The following is a 19,448-nucleotide window of genomic DNA, read 5'->3' as shown; positions in this document are numbered from 1 at the left end:
TCCGGAGCCCACTATCAAATATCAGATGTGAAATAGTTCAAAAAGGTCCGGCCAGGGTTTTTGGCCGGATTTTCTTAGATTACATAGATGTAATTGAAATGAAAGAACAGTCGATGGTTCGTAAGGTAGGAGTTTGAGAAGATAAGGGTACGAAGAAACGAACCGGAGGGGAACGATCATGACAAAGATTGAAACCGTTTATGAACAATACAATCGCTCAATTTACTACTTATGCTTAAAACTTACAAAAAACCAGGCGGAAGCTGAAGATTTGATGCAAGATGTTTGGATGAAAGTTGTACGTTACGAATCATATCTTGAGAACGTGGACCATGTAAAAGCTTGGTTAACAACAATTACTATGAACACATTCCGTGACAAATACCGCAAAGATGTTCGTCGTAGCAAGCATGTTGTAATTCAACCGGACCAATTGGATGTCTCGATTCTTGACCTGATTGCAGCAGACACGCTTCCGATTGAAGATCAGCTAGCGCAAGCAGATGTGAGTGAACTGATCCAGAAGAAGCTTGGGGAACTTGACTCAATCTACAGCAAAACGGTCTTTTATTTCTATGTAAAACAATTATCCCTTGTTGAAATCGCGGAAATGATGAAAGTTTCGATTGGTACAGTGAAGTCTCGTTTGTTCCGTGCGAAGCAGCGATTACGTGAGCTTATCTTAAATGACGCGGAATCGGCGGAAATGTTGCTTGCGTAATTAGATGTGGAGCCGACTGTTCAGAAATTGTGCGAGAAGCCAGCGTGAGCTGTGAAGCGTATTTTGCTTCATAGATTGCGATGGCTTCTTGCGGGATTTCTAGGAGGCGCAACTCGATTCCATTAGATGTGGAGAACGCCACTCAAGAAACTCCGAGGAAATCAGACGTGCCCGTGAAGGCGTTCTTCAGCCTTTGCGGGTGCGGCTGATTCCGGAGCGTGTTTCTGGCGTTCGGAACTCGATTCCATTAGATGTGTAGAACGCCACTCTTCGTTATGGAAACAGTTCCCAAAAAGTACCTGGTACCCAAACAATTCCAACACAATTTATATTTATTGACAATACAACGCAGGAATGCGGATTCCAAGTGTATTATTGATGAATAGTCATGAATATCAGAATAGTGTTTGGGACAGGTACCTAAGAAACAATCAAAAGAGGATGGGACAGAACTCATTAAAATGAATAAACCGCGTAAAATCAAGTTTCAAGAACCTTGATTTTACGCGGTTTTTCTATTTCTTAATCAGCTAATCAGGCTAAGTTTTGTACTTATGACCCAGCCTCTTTGCTTATTCAGAACGCTCTTCCACAAACTCTTCGCCTGTCGAGAACCATTCTTCTACATTCCATACTTTCGTCACAAGACCTTCATAAAAATCAGGCTCGTGGGAAACAAGGACAATTGTGCCTTTGTATTCTTGCATAGCGCGCTTCAGTTCTGCTTTTGCTTGTACGTCCAAGTGATTGGTCGGCTCATCAAACAACATCCAGTTACTCTCATCGAGCATTAACTTACATAGACGGACTTTTGCCTGTTCGCCACCACTTAAACTTGAGAGAGGGCGAGAGATGTGATCGTTTTTCAGACCAGTGCGAGCAAGTGCAGCCCGGACTTGGTTTTGATCCATACTCGGGAATGTTCCCCAAACATCGTCGATTGGTGTGACGTTTCCAGCTTTCACTTCTTGTTCAAAGTAAGCAGGAATCAAAAAGTCCCCGCGACTTACTTTTCCATCAAGTGAAGGAATTTTACCGAGCATTGTTTTTAACAACGTCGATTTTCCGACACCATTCATTCCAACAAGTGCGATTTTTTCTCCGCGTTCAATTGTAAATGTAAGAGGTGGGAGAAGGGGTTTGTCATACCCGATAACCAAATGGTCAGCTTCTATGACAAAACGACTTGATCCACGTGCTTCTTTAAAGCTGAATTGAGCATCTTGTGCAGTTTCGGGACGATCAATACGCTCCATGCGGTCTAATTGTTTCTGACGAGATTTTGCACGGCCTGTTGTCGAGTAACGTGCTTTATTTTTTGCGATGAACTGCTCTTGTTTCTTGATGAAATCTTGTTGTTTCTCGTATGCGTCGATATGTTGACGTTTATGCAGCTCCGCAAGCTCAATGAATTTTTCATACGTCGCTGTGTAGCGCGTCAGCTTCGAGAATTCTAAGTGGAAAATGACATCTGTGACAGTGTTCATAAATTCTGTGTCATGCGAAATCAACATGAAGGCATGTGGGTAATTCTTTAAATAGTTTGCTAGCCAGTTGATATGCTCTTCGTCCAAATAGTTTGTGGGCTCATCAAGTAGCAGCACTTTCGGTTTTTCTAAAAGCAATTTTGCCAATAAGACCTTTGTACGTTGTCCACCAGAAAGTGCGTTTACGGGTTTTTCTAAACCAATGGCATCGAGGCCAAGACCGCGTGCGACTTCTTCAATTTTCATATCAAGTGTATAGAAATCTCCAGCATCCAAGGCATCTTGAATTTCAGCCATCTCATCAAGCAGTTGCTCGAGTTCTTCTGGAGAAGCTTCCGCCATCTTCATGCCGATATCGTTCATTTTTGCTTCTTTTTCGTAAAGTGGAAGGTAAGCATCTCGCAATGTATCCATCATCGAGCGACCGGGCTGCAGGCGTGTATGCTGATCCAAGTAGCCATAATGTGTGCCCGGAAGCCATTCCACGCGACCTGTATCGTGCACTAGTTCGCCTGTGATGATAGACATCATCGTTGATTTCCCGACGCCGTTTGCACCGACTAGTCCAACATGTTCCCCTTCTACTAATCGGAAGGATACGTCTTTGAAAAGAGTGCGATCTCCGAAGGAATGTCCTAAATTATCTACTGTTAATAAACTCATGATTGTTCCTCAATCCTTAAAATATAGTTTCCATGAAAAGTGGCTATACGAAAAAACGCTCACTAATTAGAACTTAGCGAGCGCTTCGTTTAATTCCTGTAAGTGGACTTCTATCGCCGCTAAGCGTGCCTCTGCTTTTTCAAGCATAGCTGGATGACCTGTCGATTCAAGCTTCTCCATATCACCTTGCAAGCGTACATAATCCATTTTCAGTTCAGCGAGTTGTTGCTCTAGTTCGTGTTTTGTCATGATTATTACTTCCTTTGCTTGACAATCTACCCTTTAGTCTAACACAAACAGAGTTATGATGTGAATTCTCGAAGTTCTGCAAGTGCTTGGAGTTCTTGGAAAATAGATGAGACGTCGCACCCGTCCATGTTGCGTTGCGAAAAGAGTACAGGAAGAACCTGATCAGCCCGTTTGCTGAAGATTTTCACGGAGTCCGGCCACTTTGATTGGATTTGGGTAGCGCGCTTTTGCGCGTAAAGAGTCATTTCAGTTGTTGGGTCAAGAATATAGGCGATTTTTATAGCAATCATCCTCCTTAGAGTTCTCTCAGATACTCTATGAAGGAAGCTAGAAAAAAATACGCCCATGCGACTTAGACTTAGTCACACGAGCGCTAATTTTATTTATCAAACTTTAACCCTTTCAACGCTTCCGCTAACGCGTTGTTAACAGGCTCATCTTGTTGTTGCTGCTTCATAAACTTCTGCACACTGCGCTTATCTGCTTTTCCAGTGCCTTGTTGCTTTCGGCGCGCTTCAAATGCAGATAACTTCTCACGGTGTCCGCACTTACAGACGAAGATCTGACCATCGCCTTCACCACGTAGCTCAAGTTTTTTCTTACATTGTGGGCAACGTGCGTTCGTGAGACGAGAGACATTTTTGCGGTGTCCGCATTCGCGGTCCTGACACACGAGCATCTTGCCTTTTTTACCGTTCACTTCAAGCATCGGCTTGCCACAATCTGGGCATGTCTTAGATGAGATGTTATCATGCTTGAATTTCGCATCGCTTGACTTGATTTCTTGAACGATTTTTTCTGTGTACTGTTTCATCTCTGTGATGAACACATCTTTTTTCTTCTTACCAGTGGCGATTGCTTCTAACTGCGTTTCCCACTCAGCTGTCATTTCAGGAGAACGCAAGTCAGCAGGGACGAGGTCAAGTAGTTGTTTGCCTTTAGATGTGACATGAAGATCTTTGCCACGTTTTTCAATCAAGAACGAGTTAAAGAGCTTCTCGATAATGTCAGCGCGTGTTGCAACTGTGCCGAGTCCACCCGTTTTCTTTAACTTGTCTGCTAACTGTTTATTGGAATCCTCAAGATAGCCAGAGGGGTTTTCCATCGCACTCAGTAGTGTCGCTTCTGTGAAACGAGCAGGTGGTTTCGTTTGACCGGAAGTCTGACGTACATAATCAATCGCAAGTTTTTGCCCTTTTTCAAGTTTTGGTAAACGTTGTTCTGCGACTTCCTCATCGTCATCTTCTTGTAAGTTTTTCACTTCATGCCAGCCTTCTTGAAGAACAGTTTTCCCTTTTGCGAAAAATTCTTCTGAGCCAACTTTTGTGACAACTGTTAACTGCTCAAATTCATGTGCAGGAAGAAGGACAGCTAAGAAGCGTTTCACAACAAGGTCATAAATTTTTCGTTCTTTGTCATTCATCGCACTCAAGTTCACAGTTTCCTCTGTTGGAATAATGGCATGGTGATCCGACACTTTTGCATCGTTCACGAATGAACTAGAAGCTTTGATAGGTTTCGTCAAAATCTTATTGGCAACTGTTCGGTAATCGCTCACCGCACAAGCTTTCAAGCGTTCAGCAAGTGTCGGGACGATATCACTCGATAGGAAACGTGAATCGGTACGCGGATACGTCAGTACTTTGTGCTGTTCATACAATTTCTGCATCGTACTAAGTGTTTCTTTTGCAGAGAATCCGTAGCGTTTGTTCGCATCACGTTGCAATTCCGTTAGATCATAAAGAGCAGGAGAGTATGTTTTTTTCTTTTTCACATCGAGTGACGTGATGACCGCTTCTTTCGATTCGACAGCTTCCACGAGTTGCTTGATTTTGGTAGCATCAAACGAGCGACTTGCCCCAGATTTGGCATCACGCCATGTAAGGGTCAAGCCTTCTTTCGTCATTGCCTGCACACCGTAATACGTTTGCGGGGTGAACTTTTTAATTTCCTCTTCACGTGCTGCAATAATAGCAACGGTCGGGGTTTGGACGCGACCCGCAGAGAGCTGCGCGTTGAAGCGCGTCGTGAGTGCACGTGTTGCATTCAGTCCGACATACCAGTCTGCTTCTGAACGAGCAACCGCTGCATGGTACAGATTTTCATACTTTTGACCAGGCTGCAGTTTGGCAAACCCGTCTTTGATTGCTTTATCCGTAACAGACGAAATCCAAAGACGTTGAATCGGTTTTTTTGCTTTCACTTTTGCGAAGATCCAACGAGCGACTAGTTCGCCTTCGCGACCGGCATCTGTTCCGATAATCCAGCCGTTCACATCTTTTCGTTCGAGTTGTGCTTTTACCGCGTGGAATTGCTTACTTGATTGGCGAATGACTGTTAGTTTCAATTTTTCAGGCATCATCGGCAAATCTTCTAAATTCCAAGTCTTGTACTTGTTGTCATACGTTTCAGGGTCAGCAAGTGTCACTAAGTGGCCGAGTGCCCAAGTCACAATATAGTTGTCGCCTTCTAAAAAGCCGTTTCCTTTTTTCGTGCATTTCAGGACACGCGCGATGTCACGGGCAACAGATGGTTTTTCTGCTAGAACTACTTTTTTCATACACTAATCTCTCCTTCATGTGTCCCTATCTTACCATATCAAGGGCTTGACCTCATGTCGTATACTTAAAGGAGTGTATGAGAAAGAAGGGTTTAATGTGAAAAAGAATTACGTCGTGCGCTGGAGCGTGTATTTAATCGGGCTCTTGTTAATGGCGCTAGGAATAACACTGACGATTAAAGGGAACTACTTAGGGATCGGACCATGGGACGTGTTGCACGTCGCGTTGTTTCAATTGTTTGGATTGACGATTGGGACTTGGTCGATTCTTGTAGGCTTCTTGTTGATTTTGGTCGTATTCGTCATTGAAAGGCGCATCCCGCTCCTTGGAACCTGGTTGAATATTTTGTTGATTGGTGCATTCATCGATATTTACAACTGGTTGCTTCCCGATCCGGAATCGGTTGTGGTTCAATCAATCGTGTTCGTTTTAGGGGTCATCGTGATGGGAATTGGTGCAGGTACATACGTCGCTGCTCGAGTGGGTGCAGGCCCGCGTGATTCCATTATGATGATGCTTGTCGCGAAGACGGGTGCGAAGGTGAAGACGGTGCGAACGTCAATGGAGATGGGCGTTGTGTTGCTGGGATGGCTACTCGGTGGTCCTGTGGGAGTCGGGACCTTACTGATTGCATTTGGTCTTGGACAGTTGGTTCATTATACATTGCCCGCGGTTGAAAAATTGATTGAGAAGCTGTCTGGAGAACCTTTCGATGTGAAGGTAAAGGCAAAACCGGTCATTAAATGATACACTACTACTGACTACAGCTAGGAAAGGAAGAAAACTATGTCAAAATCACTCGATACATTTTTAGAGAAAAATCTAAATGAGTTAAAAGAGCAAGGCCTCTACAACGAAATCGATCCAGTAGAGGGTCCAAATGGTCCGATTATTAAAATCGGTGGCAAAGACCTCATCAACCTTTCTTCAAATAACTATTTAGGACTTGCAACAAACGATGAATTAAAACGCATCGCAAAAGAAGCAACAGATAAATACGGAGTAGGTGCAGGGGCTGTTCGTACAATCAATGGAACGCTAGACCTTCACGTGAAACTAGAGGAGAAGCTTGCGGAGTTCAAAGGAACAGAAGCAGCGATCTCGTACCAATCTGGTTTCAACTGCAACATGGCAGCTATCTCAGGTGTGATGGATAAAAATGATGCGATTTTATCGGATCAATTGAACCATGCATCGATCATTGACGGATGCCGCTTGTCGCGCGCAAAAATCATTGCTTACAAACATAACGATATGGACGATCTTCGAGCGAAAGCGAAAGAAGCGAAAGAATCCGGTCTTTACAACAAAATCATGGTCATCACAGATGGCGTGTTCTCTATGGACGGCGACCTAGCGAAGCTTCCAGAAATCGTAGAAATCGCACGCGAATTCGACTTGATCACGTATGTAGATGACGCGCACGGATCAGGCGTCATGGGTAAAGGAAAAGGAACTGTGAAGCACTTCGGTCTAGAAAAAGAGATCGACTTCCAAATCGGAACACTATCAAAAGCAATTGGTGTTGTGGGTGGCTACGTAGCCGGTTCAAAACAATTGATTGACTGGTTGAAAGTTCGTTCACGTCCATTCTTGTTTTCGACAGCTCTTCCACCAGGGGATGTAGCCGCGATCACAGCAGCTATCCAGATGCTGATCGACTCAACAGAACTACACGACAAACTTTGGGACAACGGAAACTACTTTAAAGCAGGTCTTGAGAAGCTTGGATTCGATATCGGTCATTCAGAAACACCAATCACACCGACAATCATCGGAGACGAGAAGCTGACTCAGCAGTTCTCAAAACGTTTAGCGGAAGAAGGCGTCTACGCAAAATCAATCGTCTTCCCAACAGTTCCAAAGGGGACAGGGCGTGTTCGCAACATGCCAACTGCGGCCCACACAAAAGAAATGCTCGATGATGCTTTAGCGATTTATGAAAAAGTCGGAAAAGAGCTCGGTGTCATTAACTAAATACGTATTTGAAGCCCTGCGCTTGGAGAGATGTATCTCTCAGGCGTGGGGTTTTTATTTTGGAAACTACCCCCATTTGGTGCCAGTCACCATTTACCATCTCGTACCAGTAAATCCCTCCACCCAGAACGTCATTTCCTGGGTGGGTTTCCCCGAGCCTCCCCACGTAAGATGAAAGAAGAGCACTTTCATCTTCGTTGCCGGGTCTCGTGAAAACCCAGATGGCCCGGGAAATGACGTCCTGACCTCCGGGATTTCCTATAAGGGGTCTGTCACCTTTAAAAAGCTGTCGGCTTCAACCTGAACGAACGTTCATCGGATGAATACGTAATTTCTTCTGCACTAATCAGGATTTCTTCTACTGAAACTGATTTTTCTTCTACACTAAACGTGATTTCTTCTACCGAAGTCATATTATGGAAACTAGTCCAAAACTCAGACCTGATTTCTTAAGGGCCTTTCTAGTAAGATCTTATGATTCTTACAATCGACAAGTGGAGGTAGTGAGTTCCTGGGCATGTGCAACTTTTGTAATTTGCTGCTGGCATTTTTTTATGAGCAACTTTCTACTTTTTGTGTGCAACTTTTAGATAGTGCTGATGCACTTTCGTGATTTGCTGCTGGACATCTAGATTTTGAAGACGAATCATCGCACTTATCGAAACTAAAGTTGAGTGGAGTGGAGGGGCTGACTCCGGAGGGGTTAAAAGTGGAACGTGAGACCCCGGAAGCGTGTTTTTGCGCTGAGGAGGCTCACGCCGCGCCCTCGGAAAGCAGCCTCGCAACGGAACTCAACGTTTTGAAACAGTCGGCTCCACATCTAAGTATTGTACCTCCCCAAAGAACATACTATAATACTAGTTGTAAAAACATTATAAAATCAATGTTCTATACTACTATAATGTACTTTCCAAAAATACAACTGTAAATAAGGAGCGAATCGCCATGAAAAAAATCATGATTACCGGGGCTCTTGGCCAAATCGGTTCAGAGCTGATCACCAAGCTTCGCAAAGAATACGGAACCGAAAACGTTCTAGCAACAGATATCCGTCACATCGACAGCCCGATCGTTGAAGAAGGGCCATTTGAAATCTTAGATGTAACAAATGCAGAAGAGATGCACCGCATTGCAAAAGAGTTCGGTGCGGACACAATGATGCATATGGCAGCACTTCTTTCAGCAACAGCTGAAGCAAAGCCATTACTTGCTTGGAACATCAATATGGGTGGTTTAGTCAATGCACTAGAAGTTGCACGCGAAGAAAACATGCAGTTCTTCACACCGAGTTCGATTGGCGCATTTGGTCCATCGACTCCAAAAGTGAATACTCCACAAGACACATTACAGCGCCCGACGACAATGTATGGTGTGAACAAAGTTTCAGGAGAACTACTTTGTGATTACTACTTCCAAAAGTTCGATGTTGACACACGCGGCGTTCGCTTCCCAGGTTTGATTTCGTACGAAACACTACCAGGTGGAGGAACGACGGACTATGCGGTTGATATTTATTACAAAGCGTTGGAAGAAGGAACGTACACGTCGTATATCGACAAAGGCACCTTCATGGACATGATGTATATGCCAGATGCACTTCAAGCAATCGTTGACTTGATGGAGGCAGACCCGACGAAATTGATTCACCGCAACGCTTTCAACGTTACAGCGATGAGTTTTGATCCGGAAATGCTTGCTGCTTCAATTCGCAAAGAACTTCCTGGCTTTACATTAAATTATGAGGTGGATCCGATTCGCCAAGCGATTGCAAACAGCTGGCCAGATTCAATCGATGCAACGGCTGCTCGTGACGAATGGGGCTTTAAGGCACAGTTCGACCTAGATGCGATGACGCGCGACATGCTCAAACAATTACGTGCGAAACAACAACTAGTGTAATAAAAAAATAATTAGGTTAAAGTTGATTTCTAAAAAGAAATTGATAAATCACAAAACTTGTAAAGTGGGTAGGGGTGACTCCAGCGGGATTAAAAGCGGCAGCTGAGACCTTGGCTCAGCCCGCGCCCGCGGAACGCTTCCCCTACACACCTAACACCATACAAAAAGGAGTCTCTCAATTTACGAGAAACTCCTTTTTTGATTCAACCTATTTTATATTATCCATTAAAACAGAAGATGCGCTACTACCGCGATGATTGGGAATGCAATCAATGTACGTAGTAGGAAAATGACAAGTAAGTCTTTGAAGTTGACTGGAATCTTCGAACCTAGAAGAAGTCCACCGACCTCAGACATATAAATCAATTGTGTAACCGACATCGTTGCAATGAAGAAACGTGTCATTTCTGATTCAATTCCTGACCCAAGAATTGCAGGTAAGAACATATCCGCAAACCCGACAACGATTGTCGCGGCTGCTTCTGAAGCTTCAGGCAGACCTGCAATCATCAATAACGGTTCAAACGGTTTTCCTAGGATTGTAAAGACCGGTGTGTATTCCGCAAGCATCAACGCAGTCGTACCGAAAGCAAGAACGACGGGTGCAACACCTATATACATATCGGCAACAGTCTTTAATCCATCTTTAAAGAAGTTTGAAACTGAGCGATTGGCATCAGCTTTCTTCAATGCGTTTTCTAAACCATACGATACAACGGAATGGTGTACAGGTAATTCTTCACGTGACAAATCAAGTGGTGTATCATCCACATACGTTTCCGACTTGCCGCGAAGTGGATAAATACGTGGCATAACGAGTGCAAGAATAATTCCACTTAAAATAACTGTTCCGTAGAATGGTAAAAAGTATGCACCAAGACCAATTTCTTCGATAACAACAATACTAAACGTGATGGATACGACAGAGAAGGTAGTTCCGATAATGGCTGCTTCTTTTTTCGTATAGTAGCCTTCTTCATACTGACGTGAAGTCAGAAGAACGCCGATTGTTCCATCTCCGACCCAAGACGTGACCGCATCGACTGCTGAACGACCTGGAAGTCCAAATAAAGGACGCATCACTTTTACAAGCATGGCACCGAAGAACTCGAGTAAACCAAAGTTTAAAAGCAATGGAAGAAGTAATCCGGCAAATAAGAAGATGGTGAATAGGAAAGAAACCAAACCTTCAGTTGGTTCTAAAAGTAAGCCACCTGTATACTCATTCCAAACAGCTTCCGGTCCGATTTGGAAAATGATCATCACAGCATACACTAGTGCAATAAGACGAACGACTAACCAAAACGGTGTAACTTTAAAAAGACCAGACGCGAACGAATCATCTTTCGGACGTGCGACAAACAGTAACGAACCAATCGCTGCGAGTGCCACTGTGGCTAACGCAATCCACTGAATAACAGGAGCTAGCCAACCAGAAAGAACGTTGGCGAATGAAGCGATCGGTACGCGCATTGTATCGCCATCTGGAAGTGGAATCATGAATAAAACAACACCCACGATGGAAGGGATTAAAAACAGCAACCATGTGGAAAGAGAAAATTTCTTTTTCATACGTAGTCTCCTTTATGTAAATACTTCGGCGAAACCGTGCACTTATCATACGAAAAGCGCTTTCAAATGTCTATGTAAGATATTGTAAAAGTCTGTGAAAATCGCATGATTTCAAGGTGAAAAGACTGTAATTTTAGTTTTAGATAGTAAAATTGAACTATTTTGTTTATTCAATCTATTCAATTTATATGCGTACTTTAAGGAAGTAAAGTGCATATTAGCGTATGAATATTCGATAATAATGAATAAATTATTGTGAAATAAATTATAGTGAAATTTATTCAGAAAAATTAAAAAGATGCCTAGTTTTCACCAGGCATCGATTTGGTTTACTGATACTTGCTCGTTTCCACATCGTATACATAAAAACGTTCAAAGTGGAGCCAGTTTTCCGCTTCCGGTTCACCTTCGGCAAGGCGTTTTTCCATTTCTTCAAGCATCCAAGCTGTCTGAGAAATATGTGCACGCATCGCACCCATTTTGTTGTCGCGGGCTTCTGTGATGTCATGAATCACATGAGGCTCTCCCAAATCATCCTTTGTATCATTCGAGAATGCAACAGCATACAGTTTAGGTCGTGCTTCTTTAGGAAGACGATAAACTGCACGCGATACTGCGCGAGCCGTCGCTTCATGATCAGGATGGACAGAGTAATCTGGGTAAAACGTGATGATAAGAGAGGGGTTCACATCCTCGATCAAATCTTTCACGAGCGTAACCATCTTGTTGTCGTCTTCGAACTCAATCGTCTTGTCACGTAACCCCATCATGCGCAGATCCGTAAGTCCCATTGCATCTGCAGAGGCTTGCAATTCCTTTTTGCGAATCTGTGGAAGTGATTCACGTGTCGCAAACGGTGGATTTCCTAAGTTACGTCCCATCTCACCGAGCGTTAGGCAAGCGTATGTAACAGGAATACCTTGTTTTATATACGTTGAAATGGTGCCAGAGACACCAAATGCTTCGTCATCCGGATGAGGAAAGATGACGAGAACAGCTTCTTCATGCGGTAAAGTCATGTCAATTCCTCCTTAATAAGCAAACGGTGTGCGGCTGATCTGAAGAGCGACCGCTAATTTGCCGCTATAGTCATGACCGGCCATCAATAGGCGGTCGTGTTCATCCACTTCAAAGTGCGTGATGCCTTGTGCATATACCCAGCCATTCGGCAATTTTAGACCGACACGGTGGGGGGAGTCGCCCACGACTTTTGCAAGTTCATACCGTAACTGAACATTGCGGATGAATGCGCCTGCATTAAATACTTCTTGATTAAAGTGGTTGGCATATGCGCCATTCGTCGTTTCTAAATGAATGTAAACGTCCTCGCCGGCGAAGCGGTCGAGGTGGTGTTGTAAAGTTTCGAGTTGAACAGTTTCCATAGATAGACCTCCTTCGCGTGCGTTAGAAAAAGCCTGCATAGTGCAGGCTATTAAACTTCTGTAGTTGTGACTTCTGGTGCGCCGTGAATGCCTTTAGCTCCGTGTAGGACTGGCCCGACGTATTCATTTAATTTCCAACCGTTTTTGATTGCAGCAGAAACGAATTCTTTCGCTTCAAACACAGCGTCTTCTACAGACATGCCGTTTGCTAGGTTGGCTGTGATAGATGCTGCAAATGTACAGCCTGCTCCGTGATTGTAAGTAGTAGGTGTTTTTTCTGTCTCTAATAACGTGAACGTCTCTCCGTTGAAGAACAGGTCCACAGCTTTTTCGTGCTGCAACTGTTTGCCGCCTTTAATGATGACGTTTTTCGCGCCAAGCTCGTGAATTTTCTTTGCAGCAGCTTTCATATCTTCAATTGTTTTTAAAGCGCCAAGCCCTGAAAGTTGTCCTGCTTCGAAAAGATTCGGTGTGACAACTTTTGCGTGAGGCAGTAAGTATTCAATCATTGCCCCAACAGTTCCTGGATTCAGAACTTCGTCTTCGCCTTTACATACCATTACTGGGTCAATGACAACGTTGTCTACGCCAGCTTGTTGAATCGCATTTCCTGCAATTTCAATGATTTCTTCTGTGCTTAACATTCCTGTCTTGATCGCATCCACGCCTGTTGAAAGAGCTGTTTTGATTTGAGACTTTAAGACGTCTGTTGGAAGGGAATAAACCCCGTGACTCCAGCCATTGTCTGGATCCATTGTAACGACTACTGTCAACGCTGTCATACCGTACGTTCCATGCTCTTGGAAGGCTTTCAAATCGGCTTGGATACCTGCGCCTCCAGATGTATCTGAACCTGCAATTGTAAGAGTTTTCTTGATTGACATTGTAGTTCCCCCATTTTCCACGGCGGAAGATAGCATCATTCCGCTCTGAATTCTATGTTTTATTGTAGCAGATACTCGCCAGATTTCCATTAAGGAAGCTTAGGCGCCCTTGCCACATTCCACGCAATTACAGCTAGACCACTACCTGTTATAAAAAGAAAAGCGGCGGTACCGTAACTTTTTCCGATTATTGAAAGAATGGCCAGCACAAAAATCGCGAGAATGACAAGGCTTGCAAAGATGGCTGTTAGACGAAGTCCCAGTTGTTTAGCTTTCTCGGGAACATGGTCCTCTGTCGTCGCGGCTTTTTCAATTTCACGTAGTTTTTCTCGAAATCGTAAATCTGACATAATTTCACCTCTGAAGTCATCCTATCACGGGCTTCCAATTGCTACTAGTGGAATTTTTCTGGTACAGTTTAAGAAACTGTCGAAAGAGGGAATCCTATGTCGAATGACAAAAGAATTAAAGAGCTCGAACAAAAATTACAAGAGTTGAAACGAGAAGAAGCAGCAACCTACGCGGAACCACCTGGAAGAGTTCGAAGTGTTAGAAATCCAGTAAAGCTTACAAAATGGATCCCCCTATTAATAGGTATTGTCGTTATTTTACTAGCTTTTAATTTTGTACGAACGTTTGAGTTTGGTTCTTTAATCGGCACTAGCTCTAGTGAGAGTAAAAGTGCATTTATTGAACGATTGCAAGAAAGTGAAGAGTTAGTTACAGCTGAAGGGTATTTAAAAACGGTCATTCAAAGAGAAGATTTTAAAACGTTACCTTTCGATGTGAAAATCCCAGGTACGACTCGTCAAATTTTAATAATCTTTCCCGGTCAAGTTCAAGCAGGTATTGATTTGTCGGCTATCTCTGAAGAAGATATTGAATTAGACGAAGATGCAAAAACAGCAAACTTTACTATTCCTAAGCCAGTGATTTTGGGAGAACCCACCCTCTTTATGGATCAAGTTCAAGCCTATTCACATACTGGATTATTAGCTGAAAATCTAGACTTAACAGAGTCCTATGAAATTGCAGCGGAAGCGCAAAAATTAATGAAGGAAGAAGCGTCATCTAATGGATTACTGACATTAGCCGAAACAAACGCTGAAAAAGTGTTACAAGACATGTTCCAACTAGTCGACTACGACGTGACGATCGAATTCGAGGAGTGATGGCCAAGTGGAGTGGAAAGAAGCATTAGCTGATGAGTGGGAAGCCCCGTATTTCATTCTATTGAAAGAACGATTGGAAGAAGAGTATAAAACGAAAACGATTTATCCGGCATGGGACGACGTATTGAATGCACTCAAATACACAGCTTTTGAAGACGTTCGTGTGGTGATTTTAGGACAAGACCCGTATCACGGACCTGGGCAAGCACATGGACTCAGTTTTTCAGTACAGCCCGGAACACCACTTCCACCATCTCTTCGCAATATGTACAAAGAGTTGGAAGCAGACCTTGGATGCAAACGTTCTACGGGAGACCTACGCAGTTGGGCCGCTCAAGGTGTGCTACTCTTAAATACGGTACTCACAGTCGAGCAAGGCAATGCGCATTCTCATAAAGGATGGGGCTGGGAGAACTTCACAGACGCCGTCATTCGCGCTGTTTCTGACAAAGAAGAACCTGTCATTTTCGTATTGTGGGGAAGACCGGCCCAAACGAAAAAGGCCCTGATCGATACCGAGAAACATGTGATTATAGAGTCTGTTCACCCAAGCCCGTTGAGTGCTTCTCGAGGATTTTTTGGAAGCAAACCTTACTCGCAGATCAATCAGCAACTGGAAGCTTGGGGCAAGTCACCAATTGATTTTTGCCGCTGACTACGCTAGCATGGAACGGGGAAAAGGAGTCAAACGACATGATCAGTTATCAACAAGTAGCAACACAAATTCAAACGTATACACAACGTCTTCAAGTGGCTACAACAGATGCCGAACGAAGAGAATGTTTCGCGGCGATTCGTGCGCTTTGTGATATTGGGCTTGCAACAGGTTCTGTTCCTGTACAAACGCCAACTCAAAGTCAATCAGTAGTTATGCCCCAATCAGCACCACCTGTTCAACAAGCTTCGCCGTCAGTTCCACTGACAGGCAAACGATTTGAAGAAGACGATGCTAATGGAGATTCGTTATTTGATTTTTAAACGAAAGAAGGAATAGAACGTGAAGTTGTTTATTATTGCGGGAGCTATTAACGGTTTCCTAGCTGTTGCTTTAGGAGCATTTGGCGCACATGCGTTAGAGGAGCGTCTATCCGAACGCTATTTAGCAATCTGGGAGACAGCAGTACAGTATCAAATGTTTCATGCAATCGCACTCATTGCGATTGGGATTTTGATGCATCCAAATATACTTGGAGCTAGTGGTGCTTTAACTGGTGCCGGCTATGCGATTTTACTTGGAATTGTTATTTTCTCTGGAAGTTTATTCGTACTTGCTTTGAGTGGAGTAGGGATTTTAGGGGCAATTACTCCGATTGGTGGAGTGGCTTTTCTAGTAGGGTGGGTGCTACTGATCGTAGCCGTTGTCAAATCAGCTTTATAAAACGCAGAGAAGTTGGGTAGTAATAAATTTAAAAGCGAAAAGTAGTTGGATCAACATTATTTAAAAAGTGTAGGGGTGACTCCAGCGGGATTAAAAGCGGAAGCTGAGACCTTGGCTCAGCCCGCGCCCGCGGAACGCTTCCCCTACACGTCATGGAATATAAAGATAGGGAGTTCCTCAATTAATATGAGAAGCTCCCTTTTAGTATATCTAATTAAATTTGAAAAAACTCTTTACGCTTGTCGCTGTCTAGGTAAGTTCCTACGAAGAACGAGCCGAACTCGCCATAACGTGCGCTCACTTCATCAAAACGCATTTCGTAAACAAGCTTCTTAAACTGAAGCACATCATCCGCGAACAATGTAACGCCCCACTCGAAATCGTCAAAACCGATAGAGCCTGAGATGATCTGTTTTACTTTCCCAGCATAGCCGCGGCCAATCATACCATGGCTGCGCATCATAGCTTTGCGGTCATCCATTGAAAGCATGTACCAGTTGTCTTCTCCTTCACGGCGCTTATCCATTGGATAGAAACAAACATATTGTGAGCGTGGAAGTTCAGGATAAAGACGCGCGCGAACGTGTGGATTCTGGTAAGGATCTTCATTCGATTCCCCAGCCAAGTAATTTGAAAGCTCGACTACTGATACGTACGAATACGCAGGAACTGTGAATTCTGCAATCGTCAGCTTGTTGAAGCGGTTTTCAATCGCATTCAATTCGTCCATTGTCGGGCGCAATGTCATCAACATGAAGTCTGCTTTTTGACCGACCACCGTGTAAAATGCGTGAGCCCCTTCTTTTGCATCATCGACTTGTTGCATCTCATCTAAAAATGCTAAAAACTCTTCTGTTGCGGCTTGGCGCTCTTCTGCCGATAACTGTTTCCAAGAAGACCAGTCCATCGTGCGGAAGTCATGCAGTACGTACCAGCCATCTAATGTAATTGCTGCTTCGTTCATATTTAAACACTCCTTTAGTCCTTTTCAACATTCCCAGTTTACCATATGTCTTGCCCACCTTTCTATTGTAGCGTTGACAAGGCATGACAAACTGTGGCTAAATCATGTATTCTTGCAATAGAAGAACGAAGGAGGAGACCGGATGACACATTTCATCGATCAAATCAAAGAAACGCTAAAATCGAAACAACAAACCATCGTCTTACCTGAAGGGACAGACTCTCGTATACAAGAAGCAGCGATTCGTCTACATGAAGAAGGTATAATCAAGCCGGTCGTTATCGGCAATGTTCCGGAATTGTCTGAGCGAGGAATTGAGGTAATCAACCCAGAAACCTATGCCTATATAGAAGAGCTTGTAGAAGCATTCGTATTACGCCGTAAGGGAAAGACTACGCCAGAACAAGCACGTGAATTATTGAAGCAAGTGAACTACTTCGGAACACTGCTCGTGTATACGGGGAAAGCGAACGGATTAGTCAGTGGCGCTTCCCACACAACAGCGGATACTGTTCGTCCAGCACTCCAGATTATTAAAACAAAGCCAGGCATCCAAAAAACAAGTGGCGCGTTCATCATGGCAAAAGGCGACACGCGTTACGTATTTGCCGACTGCGCCATCACGATTGCACCAACGAGTGAAGATTTAGCAGAAATCGCTGTAGAAAGCGCCAAGACCGCTTCTGCATTCGGTATCGACCCGAAAGTGGCATTGCTGTCGTTTTCTACGAAAGGTTCCGCTGTATCAGAAGAAACAGAAAAAGTTTCGCGTGCGCTAGAACTTGCGAAGGAAAAAGACCCAGCGTTGTCAATCGACGGAGAGCTACAGTTTGATGCAAGTCTCGTCCCGTCCATCGCTGCAAAGAAAGCACCAGGTTCAGAAGTTGCAGGGCAAGCGAATGTCTTCGTATTCCCAACACTTGAAGCAGGAAACATTGGCTACAAAATTGCAGAGCGCTTAGGCGGGTTTGAAGCAATCGGGCCAATTTTGCAAGGGTTAAATCAGCCGGTGAACGATTTGTCACGAGGGTGTTCTGCAGATGATGTTTACAAATTAAGTTATTTGACTGCTGCACAAAGTTTGCAGTAGCACGGATGGACTAGAAAGAAGTTGTCTCATGAAATTATTACAACGCCCTTTATGGCGATTTTGGGATGAATCCCTAAGTGCACAATCACGTTCTGCATTAGAATCGTTCGCGGCGGACGATACGCTTTGCCATGCAGTCGGTCAAACTATTTCACCCCCAACACTTCGCACGTGGGTGCACCGTCAGACAGTCGTGCTCGGTATTCAAGATCACCGGTTGCCCTATTTAGAAGACGGAATGGACTATCTCCGGACACAAGGGTTTTCACCGATCGTTCGGAACTCAGGCGGCCTCGCAGTTGTCCTTGATGATGGTGTGTTGAATCTCTCTCTAGTATTTTCAGAGCAAGGAGAACCCATTGATATTCCAGCAGGCTACGAAGCGATGGTTGACTTTGTGAAATTGATGTTGCCAGAAGTAGAAGACCAGATTGAAGCGTATGAGATTGTCGGGTCCTATTGCCCGGGCGATTACGATTTAAGTATCGGTGGCAAGAAGTTCGCAGGTATCTCGCAACGCCGCATTCGTCAAGGCATTGCCGTTCAGATTTATTTATGTGTGGAGGGAAGCGGAAGCGCGCGTGCAGAACTCGTTCGTGAATTTTACGACTTGGCACTGCAAGGCGAACCGACTAAATTCACGTACCCTGAAATCAAACCGGAAGTGATGGCGTCCCTCGTTGAATTAACGGGACAGCCATTCACCGTGCAAGACCTGGTCGTCCGCAGCTACCAGGTCATTCAGGCCTTGGCTGGCGACGTGCGTATCCAGTCACTTGCACAGGAAGAGATGGAATTGTACACATCCTATTTGACTCGTGTCGTCGAACGAAACCAGAAAATGTTAACGAAGAACTAGAAAAAGGGCAGCCGCGGCTGCCCTTTTTAGGTCCCTGGAGCTTCCCAGAGAGTTTCCTATAATAAGAAGTTAACTTGTATTTGAAATCTTCCCTGGGAAGTAATTTTCCCTCTTTTCTCTTGTGTTCTAAAATCTAGCATAGGCAGATTCTAAGACTTTTATTCACATAAATTTCGCTTGCTAGAAAACAATTTCCTGCGCTACAATGACAACGAGTTCGACATTACACAAAAGGGTGTGGAGATTATGGCAAACCATTTTCGTGTTTGCAATGAGTGTGACGCCGTCCATCTCAAGACACTGCTTCCGAAACTGAAAGCTCTCGATCCTGAGGCTGAAATAGAAGTGAAAGAATGCCAGTCCTACTGTGGGCCTGGACGTAAAAAGACATTTACATTCGTCAACAACCGCCCAGTTGCGGCGCTATCTGAAGAGGAATTGATGGAAAAAGTAATTGCGAAGCTAGAATCCCAAGGGATGCTACCAAACGCGTAACAGTCTGACGAAAGTTGAGTCAGACTTTTTTTATTCTGAGCAATTTAGAGGATTTAAAGGACTTGTTCACGAAGAAGAAGGGTATAGAAGAGCAG

Annotated in this window: 23 protein-coding genes; 11 read left to right on the top strand and 12 right to left on the bottom strand. The window is 44.1% G+C overall.

Going from position 1 to position 19,448, the window contains the following annotated elements:
- The first annotated feature begins 178 nt into the window (after nt 1–178).
- Nucleotides 179–721: an RNA polymerase sigma factor gene (locus AB5N96_RS09495; protein WP_499705377.1), complete on the top strand. Its 543-nt coding sequence runs from the start codon at nt 179–181 to the stop codon at nt 719–721.
- Here the strand turns inward: AB5N96_RS09495 and AB5N96_RS09490 are convergent.
- The 5 genes from AB5N96_RS09490 to AB5N96_RS09470 form a co-directional block, all read right to left on the bottom strand.
- Nucleotides 678–863 (bottom strand): hypothetical protein, encoded by a 186-nt coding sequence (locus AB5N96_RS09490; protein WP_499705376.1) that lies wholly within the window; start codon nt 861–863, stop codon nt 678–680. The two genes, AB5N96_RS09495 and AB5N96_RS09490, sit on opposite strands and share 44 nt — an antisense overlap.
- A 430-nt stretch (nt 864–1,293) precedes the next feature.
- On the bottom strand, nt 1,294–2,871 hold the full coding sequence (abc-f, locus tag AB5N96_RS09485; protein WP_204589843.1) for a ribosomal protection-like ABC-F family protein: 1,578 nt from the start codon (nt 2,869–2,871) through the stop codon (nt 1,294–1,296).
- Nucleotides 2,872–2,937: 66 nt separating this feature from the next.
- A complete protein-coding gene (locus AB5N96_RS09480; protein ID WP_204589842.1) occupies nt 2,938–3,120 on the bottom strand; it encodes an SE1832 family protein in 183 nt (60 codons plus the stop codon).
- Nucleotides 3,121–3,173: 53 nt separating this feature from the next.
- A complete protein-coding gene (locus tag AB5N96_RS09475; protein WP_499705375.1) occupies nt 3,174–3,410 on the bottom strand; it encodes a hypothetical protein in 237 nt (78 codons plus the stop codon).
- Nucleotides 3,411–3,499: 89 nt separating this feature from the next.
- A complete protein-coding gene (locus AB5N96_RS09470) occupies nt 3,500–5,680 on the bottom strand; it encodes a DNA topoisomerase III (RefSeq protein ID WP_499705374.1) in 2,181 nt (726 codons plus the stop codon).
- Nucleotides 5,681–5,777: 97 nt separating this feature from the next.
- On the opposite strand from AB5N96_RS09470, the gene AB5N96_RS09465 reads away from it, so the two are divergent.
- Nucleotides 5,778–6,428, top strand: a complete 651-nt coding sequence (locus AB5N96_RS09465; RefSeq protein WP_204589840.1) for a DUF6198 family protein — start codon at nt 5,778–5,780, stop codon at nt 6,426–6,428.
- Nucleotides 6,429–6,467: 39 nt separating this feature from the next.
- Complete coding sequence (locus tag AB5N96_RS09460; protein WP_204589839.1) at nt 6,468–7,658, top strand: glycine C-acetyltransferase; 1,191 nt, start codon at nt 6,468–6,470, stop codon at nt 7,656–7,658.
- 278 nt (nt 7,659–7,936) lie between these two features.
- On the opposite strand, the gene AB5N96_RS09455 is transcribed toward AB5N96_RS09460, so the two are convergent.
- Nucleotides 7,937–8,071 carry a hypothetical protein gene (locus AB5N96_RS09455; protein ID WP_499705373.1) on the bottom strand — a complete coding sequence of 45 codons (135 nt, stop codon included), beginning with the start codon at nt 8,069–8,071 and terminating at the stop codon, nt 7,937–7,939.
- A 532-nt stretch (nt 8,072–8,603) separates the two neighbouring features.
- Here AB5N96_RS09455 and AB5N96_RS09450 point away from each other — a divergent pair.
- Nucleotides 8,604–9,557, top strand: a complete 954-nt coding sequence (locus AB5N96_RS09450) for an L-threonine 3-dehydrogenase (protein ID WP_499705372.1) — start codon at nt 8,604–8,606, stop codon at nt 9,555–9,557.
- A gap of 225 nt (nt 9,558–9,782) precedes the next feature.
- On the opposite strand, the gene AB5N96_RS09445 is transcribed toward AB5N96_RS09450, so the two are convergent.
- The 5 genes from AB5N96_RS09445 to AB5N96_RS09425 form a co-directional block, all read right to left on the bottom strand.
- On the bottom strand, nt 9,783–11,129 hold the full coding sequence (locus tag AB5N96_RS09445) for a YjiH family protein (RefSeq protein ID WP_499705371.1): 1,347 nt from the start codon (nt 11,127–11,129) through the stop codon (nt 9,783–9,785).
- A 329-nt stretch (nt 11,130–11,458) separates the two neighbouring features.
- Nucleotides 11,459–12,148 (bottom strand): bacillithiol biosynthesis deacetylase BshB2, encoded by a 690-nt coding sequence (bshB2, locus tag AB5N96_RS09440; RefSeq protein WP_499705370.1) that lies wholly within the window; start codon nt 12,146–12,148, stop codon nt 11,459–11,461.
- Between the two features lie 12 nt (nt 12,149–12,160).
- Nucleotides 12,161–12,511 (bottom strand): YojF family protein, encoded by a 351-nt coding sequence (locus tag AB5N96_RS09435; protein ID WP_204589835.1) that lies wholly within the window; start codon nt 12,509–12,511, stop codon nt 12,161–12,163.
- A gap of 50 nt (nt 12,512–12,561) precedes the next feature.
- Nucleotides 12,562–13,395, bottom strand: a complete 834-nt coding sequence (gene thiD, locus AB5N96_RS09430; RefSeq protein WP_499705369.1) for a bifunctional hydroxymethylpyrimidine kinase/phosphomethylpyrimidine kinase — start codon at nt 13,393–13,395, stop codon at nt 12,562–12,564.
- Nucleotides 13,396–13,484: 89 nt separating this feature from the next.
- The gene (locus AB5N96_RS09425) at nt 13,485–13,745 is read right to left on the bottom strand and encodes a hypothetical protein (RefSeq protein WP_499705368.1); all 261 of its coding nucleotides are present in this window, start codon (nt 13,743–13,745) and stop codon (nt 13,485–13,487) included.
- Nucleotides 13,746–13,841: 96 nt separating this feature from the next.
- Here AB5N96_RS09425 and AB5N96_RS09420 point away from each other — a divergent pair, with 96 nt between their 5' ends.
- From AB5N96_RS09420 to AB5N96_RS09405, 4 genes are read left to right on the top strand one after another with little or no spacing between them, the layout of a single operon-like run.
- On the top strand, nt 13,842–14,567 hold the full coding sequence (locus AB5N96_RS09420; protein ID WP_499705367.1) for a DUF4230 domain-containing protein: 726 nt from the start codon (nt 13,842–13,844) through the stop codon (nt 14,565–14,567).
- Between the two features lie 7 nt (nt 14,568–14,574).
- Nucleotides 14,575–15,222, top strand: coding sequence for a uracil-DNA glycosylase (locus AB5N96_RS09415; protein ID WP_499705366.1), 648 nt, complete (start codon nt 14,575–14,577; stop codon nt 15,220–15,222).
- A 38-nt stretch (nt 15,223–15,260) separates the two neighbouring features.
- The gene (locus tag AB5N96_RS09410; RefSeq protein WP_499705365.1) at nt 15,261–15,545 is read left to right on the top strand and encodes a YwdI family protein; all 285 of its coding nucleotides are present in this window, start codon (nt 15,261–15,263) and stop codon (nt 15,543–15,545) included.
- A gap of 19 nt (nt 15,546–15,564) precedes the next feature.
- The gene (locus AB5N96_RS09405) at nt 15,565–15,945 is read left to right on the top strand and encodes a DUF423 domain-containing protein (RefSeq protein WP_499705364.1); all 381 of its coding nucleotides are present in this window, start codon (nt 15,565–15,567) and stop codon (nt 15,943–15,945) included.
- 214 nt (nt 15,946–16,159) lie between these two features.
- Here AB5N96_RS09405 and hemQ read toward each other — a convergent pair whose 3' ends face one another.
- Nucleotides 16,160–16,909: a hydrogen peroxide-dependent heme synthase gene (gene hemQ / locus AB5N96_RS09400; protein ID WP_204589828.1), complete on the bottom strand. Its 750-nt coding sequence runs from the start codon at nt 16,907–16,909 to the stop codon at nt 16,160–16,162.
- A 142-nt stretch (nt 16,910–17,051) separates the two neighbouring features.
- Between hemQ and pta the strand changes: the two genes are divergently transcribed.
- The 3 genes from pta to AB5N96_RS09385 all read left to right on the top strand — a co-directional run bounded on the left by pta (nt 17,052) and on the right by AB5N96_RS09385 (nt 19,353).
- Nucleotides 17,052–17,999 (top strand): phosphate acetyltransferase, encoded by a 948-nt coding sequence (pta, locus tag AB5N96_RS09395; protein ID WP_499705363.1) that lies wholly within the window; start codon nt 17,052–17,054, stop codon nt 17,997–17,999.
- A gap of 28 nt (nt 18,000–18,027) precedes the next feature.
- On the top strand, nt 18,028–18,858 hold the full coding sequence (lipL, locus tag AB5N96_RS09390) for an octanoyl-[GcvH]:protein N-octanoyltransferase (protein ID WP_499705362.1): 831 nt from the start codon (nt 18,028–18,030) through the stop codon (nt 18,856–18,858).
- A gap of 246 nt (nt 18,859–19,104) precedes the next feature.
- Nucleotides 19,105–19,353 (top strand): YuzB family protein, encoded by a 249-nt coding sequence (locus AB5N96_RS09385; RefSeq protein ID WP_204589825.1) that lies wholly within the window; start codon nt 19,105–19,107, stop codon nt 19,351–19,353.
- The last annotated feature ends 95 nt before the right edge of the window (nt 19,354–19,448 follow it).

Origin of the sequence: Chryseomicrobium imtechense, from assembly GCF_041475995.1 — a bacterium.
GTDB classification, from domain to species: Bacteria; Bacillota; Bacilli; order Bacillales_A; family Planococcaceae; genus Chryseomicrobium; species Chryseomicrobium aureum.
The sequence above is the reverse complement of the archived record's forward strand: the minus strand, read 5'-3'. Positions and strand labels throughout refer to the sequence as shown.